This window comes from Cobetia crustatorum (assembly GCF_000591415.1).
GTDB lineage: Bacteria > Pseudomonadota > Gammaproteobacteria > Pseudomonadales > Halomonadaceae > Cobetia > Cobetia crustatorum.
The window spans coordinates 1-7,379 of sequence record NZ_JEMF01000068.1; the positions used below are offsets into that span (position 1 = coordinate 1).

Annotated in this window: 4 protein-coding genes; 1 reads left to right on the forward strand and 3 read right to left on the reverse strand. The window is 54.5% G+C overall.

The annotated features are described in order from the left end of the window. Window positions 1-65: 65 nt before the first annotated feature. From BF12_RS0113605 to gorA, 3 genes are all read right to left on the reverse strand, one after another. A complete protein-coding gene (locus BF12_RS0113605; protein ID WP_024952749.1) occupies window positions 66-2,645 on the reverse strand; it encodes a TRAP transporter permease in 2,580 nt (859 codons plus the stop codon). 329 nt (window positions 2,646-2,974) lie between these two features. Continuing rightward, entirely contained in the window at window positions 2,975-3,958 is a 984-nt protein-coding gene (locus BF12_RS0113610; protein WP_024952750.1) for a TAXI family TRAP transporter solute-binding subunit, read from the reverse strand. 508 nt (window positions 3,959-4,466) lie between these two features. Beyond that, on the reverse strand, window positions 4,467-5,855 hold the full coding sequence (gene gorA / locus BF12_RS0113615; RefSeq protein ID WP_024952751.1) for a glutathione-disulfide reductase: 1,389 nt from the start codon (window positions 5,853-5,855) through the stop codon (window positions 4,467-4,469). Between the two features lie 283 nt (window positions 5,856-6,138). On the opposite strand from gorA, the gene can reads away from it, so the two are divergent. Next, complete coding sequence (can, locus tag BF12_RS0113620; RefSeq protein ID WP_024952752.1) at window positions 6,139-6,795, forward strand: carbonate dehydratase; 657 nt, start codon at window positions 6,139-6,141, stop codon at window positions 6,793-6,795. The last annotated feature ends 584 nt before the right edge of the window (window positions 6,796-7,379 follow it).

The following is a 7,379-nucleotide window of genomic DNA, read 5'->3' on the forward strand; positions in this document are numbered from 1 at the left end:
GCATGCCGGGGCGGCTTTTTGTCATGAACTGCTTGACGGTTTATACCACAGGGTCAAATACCCTATCAGGCGGCAATCGCCTCGCGGCGACGGCGCCTTACCTGTAGCCAACCAATCAACCACAACAGTGCGATGGCAGGCAGCATGGCAATTTCTTTTGGCGGACGTTCAGCCGTCTGTTCAATATCATCAATGGTGAAGTCGAAATCGATACCGGCCTGCTGGGCCACACTACCGTATTCAACCATGCTCACCACGACCTTCTCGTCACTGATATCCAGCGTCAGACCCACATCACTCAGACGTGCCTCGCCTCCTTCGGCATCAGTCACCGGCAACAGCATGGTTCTGGAGACACTGTCACCATCCAGGTTGGTTCCGGAGACATGGATGCGAAGATCAGAATTGGCGGGTGCCTCAGCCATCATCGTTTCGATCTGCTGCGGTGGAATCAGCGTGACTGGCGAGTAAATCATGTCCCACCAATACCCCGGGCGGAACAGCGTGAAGGTGATCAACAACATGGCCACCGTTTCATACCAGCGGGTACGGGTCAGCCAGTAGCCTTGCGTCGCGGCCGCGAAGACCAGCATCGCTCCCACTGCCGAAGCCACGGTGATCGCAAGATGCCAGTAGCTATCAATATTCATCAACAACAGATTGGTGTTAAAGATGAACATGAACGGCAGAATTGCGGTACGAATGTCGTAGGTAAAGCCCTGGATACCGGTCTTGATAGGGTCCGACTTGGCAATTGCGGCGGCCGCAAAGGCCGCTAACCCCACCGGTGGCGTATCATCCGCCAATATCCCGAAGTAGAACACGAACAGATGGACCGCGATCAACGGCACGATCAGGCCATTTTCTGCGCCTAAATTGACGATAACCGGCGCCATCAGCGTCGAGACCACGATGTAGTTAGCCGTGGTCGGCAGTCCCATACCCAATATCAGGCTGATAACGGCGGTAAAAATCAGGATCAGGATCAGGTTGCCTGCCGAGATGAACTCGACGAAGGCGGTCATCTTCAGGCCAAGGCCCGTCAATGTCACGGTTCCTACGACAATACCCGCCGCAGCAGTGGCAACGCCGATACCGATCATGTTCTTGGCGCCAATCACCAAGCCATGAAAGAGATCTTCCCCGCCCAATTGTACCGCAGCTGGGACATTACCTTCCTTGCGGAAAATGGCGACCAGCGGACGCTGTGTGACGGTGATGAAGATCATGAACAGGACGGCCCAGAAGGCAGATAGTCCTGGAGACATGCGTTCGACAGTCAGGCACCAGACCAGCACGACAACAGGCAGCAGGAAGTAGAGACCTACCTTGACGGTCGGGCCGACAGGCGGCAGCTCATCGATGTCGCCATGATCCAGCTCAGGGAAACGAGCAGAGTAAGCAATCAATCCTACGTAGGCAGCCAGCAGCAGTGGCAACACGATATAGACAGCGCTATCACCGGCCATCGTCTTGATCCAGCCAATACCGTAGTACACCACCAGTGTCAGGATGCTCATGCCGATAAAGACGGTCAGGAAGGTAAACAGTGTCGCGATCAGGCTGGCCTTGTGAGTCCGCTTCAGCCCTTCCATACCCGCCTTGCAGGCTTCGAGATGAACGATGTAGATCAGGGCAATATAGGAAATCAGCGCTGGCAGTAGTGCATGACGAATGACGTCAAGATACGGAATGCCGACATATTCGACCATCAAGAAAGCGGCAGCACCCATGATAGGGGGAGTCAGCTGCCCGTTGGTCGACGCTGCCACTTCCACGGCAGCGGCTTTGCTTGCAGGGAAGCCCACTTTCTTCATCAGCGGGATGGTAAAGGTACCCGTTGTCACCACGTTGGCAATTGATGACCCGGAGATGATGCCGGAAAGTCCAGAAGCAACCACGGCTGCCTTGGCTGGCCCGCCACGCATATGGCCCAGCATCGAGAAGGCCATGCGGATGAAGTAGTTACCGGCACCAGCACGCTCAAGCAAGGCGCCAAATAGAACAAACAGGAAAACAAAATCTGTGGATACGCCTAGCGCAACCCCAAAGACCCCTTCCGTCGTTAACCACTGATGCCCTAGCAGCTTGTTAAGGCTAGCGCCGGCATGCGCAATGACATCCGGCATGTAAGCGCCGAACAGGCTGTACAGCAGGAAGACGCTGGCAACGACTGCCAGTGGTGGCCCGAGCGCACGTCGTGTTGCTTCCAGCAGCAACGTCAGACCGATGCCCGAGAACACCAGATCTACCGTGGTATAAGCGCCAGCACGCCGTGCCAGCTCATCACTGAATATCAGGACATAGGCAACGCCAGCCACTGCGAAGATCGCCAGCGCCCAATCATATAGCGGGATACGGTTGGCCGGTGCACCCTTGTAAGCAGGATAGGCAACGAACGCCAATGAGATGGCAAAGCAAAGGTGCACGGCACGCGCGGTGTCGGAGTTCAGCAAGGACAATGGCGATGCGTGATACAGCTGGAACAATGACCATGCCAGGGGCACAAGCCACATGAAGTGGCGTCCGAAACCAATGGGATGACGCCCACCGGTTTCCGACTCCAGCATTTCCAGCACTTCAGCATCATGGTCCGTCTTGGCGCCAGGCGCCTCAGACGTTGCTGCAGTTTGAGTTTTGGTCATTTTATGTGATCCGATCTACGCGAGTCAGGCGATGGTCGGCAATGTCATCTGGAGGTCATGCGTACAAGCCGCGCGACACGGTTCAATACAGGAGTGACATTGCCTAACCACATGCTTATCAAGCTGGTTACATCTTCAGTATGTCCGGCTTGACAGATGTTTCCATTAATTGGCTGAAATCAGGCTTCTTTCCCCTGCTCAAGCCTCGGGCATGGCCCGATCATGCACGGCGACAAACTCTGTCGTCCGCATGCACAGGGACCGCAACGAGTGCGGTCCCTGTGATGAAGCTCAATCAGGCGTGTTGAGTGCTGAGATTAGCAAGTGCATCACTCGCTCAGCAGCCCAGCTTCCTTATAGTATTGCTTGGCGCCATCGTGCAGCGGAGCAGTCAGAGATGCGCTGACCATCTCTTCTTTCTTCAGAACCTGGAAGGCCGGGTGTAGACGCTGGAACTGATCAAAGTTGTCGAACACTGCCTTGACGACTTCGTAAGCCACGCGATCTTCGACAGCAGCGCTGGAGACAATGGTAGCGCGCACACCGAAGGTGGTGACGTCATCATCGTTACCGCGGTACATGCCGCCCGGGATGGTGGCGACGGAGAAGTAGGGCTTCTCTGCTACCAGCTTGTCGACCGCAGCACCGGTGACATTGACGATGTTCGCGTCACAGGTCGTTGTCGCTTCCTTGATAGAACCGGACGGATGGCCGACGACATAGACATAGCCATCTATCTTGTTGTCGCACAGAGCAGAAGACATCTCGGATGCCTTCAGTTCAGACGCCACTGAATAGATGCTGGTGTCCTTGTCCTGAGAAGACAGCAAGGTGTCGATGGTGGAACGCTGGCCTGAACCCGGGTTGCCGATGTTCATGCGCTTGCCTTCCAGCTGATCGAACTCGGTCACACCGCTGTCCTTGCGAGCTACGACAGTGAACGGTTCCGGGTGTAGCGAGAACAGAGAGCGCAGATCTTTGTTAGGACCGAAATCAGCAAAGTCACCCTCGCCTTCGTAGGCATTGTAATGCGCGTCAGACTGGGCAACGCCCATGTCCAGTTCGCCGGTACGGATGCTGTTCAAGTTGTAGCCGGAGCCACCGGTAGACTCGACGCTACAACGAATGCCGTGTTCCGCTTTGCCACGATTGACCAGACGGCAGATCGCGCCACCGGCCGGATAGTAAACGCCTGTTACACCGCCGGTGCCAATGGTGACGAAGGTCTGTTCAGCGGCATTTGCGCCTCCAGCGATCCCCATCAGGCCAAGACCTGCGGCCGCGACCGCTACTGTCAACGACTTCTTGATCATGGTCATGTTGTAACTCCCTTTGCTGGCTTGTTATTGGTCTTACTGTCTTGCACCTGGCACGAAATCCGTACCTGCTTGCTCATGCAGCGGTAAAAATGGCTGAGAAGCGGTCACTTACCTAGGACAAGGTTGATATTTCAGTAACTTGAGGTGCATGACGCTAGGTGCAGACTAGCATAGCTGATCTCTCTGGTACGGGCCTGAAATGCTTTATGCTACGAAAGATGTATGTGCTGGCAGAAACATGTGAGAAGGCTACTTCCACAGTGTATCGGCGTAATAGAAAACTTCGCTTTATTTGCCTTATTCATTCGTACGTCATGTGGTGATTCGTGATTTAAGCTTGCTTGCAAGAGGGAGTCACGTTACTTACAAGTCCCACTGAATAGAGGCACAAAAAAGCGCCTCCCGACATCGTCGTGAGGCGCTTTTTGTAACTTCATGTGAGGCTGTCTCGAGCGTTAGCTCCGTCTCAAGACGGTCATTTAAACCATGCGTCGCGTCGTCATCAGGTGCGTGTGACGCTACGCATGGTGACGAACTCTTCCGCTGCTGTCGGATGAATGCCGACCGTCAGGTCAAACTGAGTCTTGGTCAGCCCTGCGCGCACCGCGATACCGATGCCCTGCATTATTTCACCAGCCTCGTCTCCGACCATATGAACGCCAACAACCTTGTCGGTTGCATCGTCTACGATCAGCTTCATCAGGCTACGCTCGTCGCTGCCTGACAGGGTGTGCTTGAGCGGACGGAAGTCAGCGGTATAGACGCGAATGCTGTCGAAGGTGGTGCGTGCCTCTTCCTCGCTCAATCCAACGGTACCGATGTTGGGGTGGCAGAACACCGCGGTAGCGATAGTGGTGTAATCCAGACCACCGACAACACCATCACCAAAGTGCGCGCGCACCAGATGCATGGCTTCTTCCAAGGCGACCGGTGTCAATTCTGGCCCACCGATGATGTCGCCCAGCGCCAGGATGGACGGCGTTGTCGTTTCGAAGCGTTCGTTGACGCGCACGGTGCCATCGACATTCAGGGCCACATCGACATTTTCAAGGCCAAGACCATCGATATTCGGTTTGCGACCGGTCGCGGCCAGAATGCAGTCCACTTCAAGCTGAGTACCGTCATTGAGTAGCACGTGATAGACATCACCTTGCTTGTCGATGGACGTGACCGTGGTATTGAAGTGCAGGTTGACGCCCTTCTTGGCCATCTCGTCACGCGTGAATTCACGCACTTCGTTGTCAAAGCCACGCAGGAACAGGTCGCCGCGATAGCTGAGATGAGTCTCGGAGCCCAGGCCATTGAAGATGCTGGCGAACTCAACAGAGATATAGCCTCCGCCAATGACGAAGAAACGCTTGGGGAAGCTTTCCAGATCGAAGATGCGATTAGAGTCTAGTGCATGTTCGCGGCCAGGGAAGTCCGGCAGAAACGGCCAGCCACCCGTCGCGATCAGAATCTTGGCGGCGGTGTGCTGCTCGCCATTGACGACTACAGTGTGGGCATCCGCAATGGTGGCACGTCCTTCAATCAGCGTGGTGCCGGAATTGTTGAGCATGTTGCGGTAAATGCCGTTGAGGCGTGAAATTTCGGCAGTCTTGCGATCCCGCAACGTCGCCCAATCAAAGCGCGGTGCTTCGTCGAGATTCCAGCCAAAACCAGCACTGTCCTTGAAGCTGTCATGATAGTGCGCAGCGTAGGAATAGAGCTTCTTCGGTACACAACCCACGTTGACGCAGGTGCCGCCAAGATAACGGTCTTCTGCGACAGCGACGCGCGCGCCGGTGGCAGCAGCGGTACGCGCAGCGCGAACGCCACCGGAACCGGCGCCAATGACGAATAAATCGAAGTCAAAGCTGCCTGTAGCTGGCTGAGTAGTCTTATCGGACACGGGAATCTCCTTGGTAAATTGCCGACATGGTATCAGGACTCCAGCGCCCTCGGGAGTCCCGTGGCCGGGGTAACTGTTACTCGCCCTTGACGCCGCAGGTTGACCCTATGGGTCATCGCACGGTAAAAACACTAGAGGAGCATGTTAGACAAAAGTTACAACATGCCATTAAAAGTGGCTGTTTGCCTCGCTCTGCGCAGCTTCAATCGGCGCTACGAACAAAGAGCCTCTGTACAAGACTGTTCCCCTGCCCCGTCATCCTGAAAAAAGTGGTCTCTCTGCCATGAGCAATATCGAAAAACTGCTGGAGCAAAACAAGGTCTGGGCTGAGTCCATGACCGAGCGTGACCCCGAGTTCTTCAAGCGCCTCTCTAATCAGCAGAATCCGGACTATTTATGGATTGGCTGCTCGGACTCCCGTGTACCCGCTAACCAGATCATCGACCTTCCGCCGGGCGAGGTCTTTGTTCATCGCAATGTCGCCAACCTGATTCACTACAATGACATGAATGCGCTGTCAGTGATTCAGTACGCCGTCGATGTCCTTAAGGTTGAGCACATCATGATCGTCGGCCATTACGGTTGCGGAGGCGTACGCGCCGCCATTACCGGCGGCGATAACGGCATCGTTGATTACTGGCTACACAGCGTGCGAGAACTCTACAACCTGCATTACGCTGAAATCATGGGGCTGCCACTGGGCGAGCGCGTCGATCGTATGTGCGAACTGAATGTCCGCTCTCAGGTTCAGAATCTCGCACGCACCAAGATCCTGCAGCGTGCTTGGGAACGTGGCCAGAAAATACAGGTTCATGGCTGGGTATATGGACTGTCTGATGGTCGAGTCAACAATCTGGACTGCACGATCAGCGATCTGTCACAGGTGCCGCACCTTTACCGCGTTGACCGCCTCGAACCGCTACCGCTCATTTCTGAATGAATGCACCTTTAGCATTGCGGAGTGTATAGCCATCTAGCATTCAAGAAACGCTCTACGTATAACGCCTCCTTTGTCGGGAGGCGTTATACGTTAAGGCTCCGGTAGGCCCTTACAGACCTAGACTTTGGGATAGGTTTTGGCGTTGCACCACATTGAATCAGCCAGAGAAGAATACGCCCATCAGCGCTGCATATTGAGCGGCCTAACGATATTTGTTCGCAAGACTCGATTAACTCCGCTCAGTGGTCTAACGAGCCTTCTGTGCATGCGCGCAACGCGCTTCCTTCGCCATTAATCGTGAACAATCGACGATAGCGCTTTCTTTTTAATAGGTGTATCTATCTGATAGTTAATGATTTATTGCTATTTAAAAGATCGTGGATGCTTGTCACCATCAAGATCATCCACATGATTCTTGGCTTCTGAAATACTGCCTGTGCTTCTGATGATCCCTTCGTTATTTTGCAAGATTTTCTCTTGTCGCTCAGCGCACCATCCTGGCTAGTGTTGCGTTTCTGTAGACAGGGCTATTCATGACCTGAATCCGGCTACTCAACATTTCGATTGTCTCGTTGCCAAGTGTC

What these genes read in the sequence shown, in the direction of transcription:
- BF12_RS0113605 (WP_024952749.1), bottom strand. Translation starts at nt 2,645, where the DNA reads ATGACCAAAACTCAAACTGCAGCAACGTCTGAGGCGCCTGGCGCCAAG.
- BF12_RS0113610 (WP_024952750.1), bottom strand. Translation starts at nt 3,958, where the DNA reads ATGATCAAGAAGTCGTTGACAGTAGCGGTCGCGGCCGCAGGTCTTGGC.
- can (WP_024952752.1), top strand. Translation starts at nt 6,139, where the DNA reads ATGAGCAATATCGAAAAACTGCTGGAGCAAAACAAGGTCTGGGCTGAG.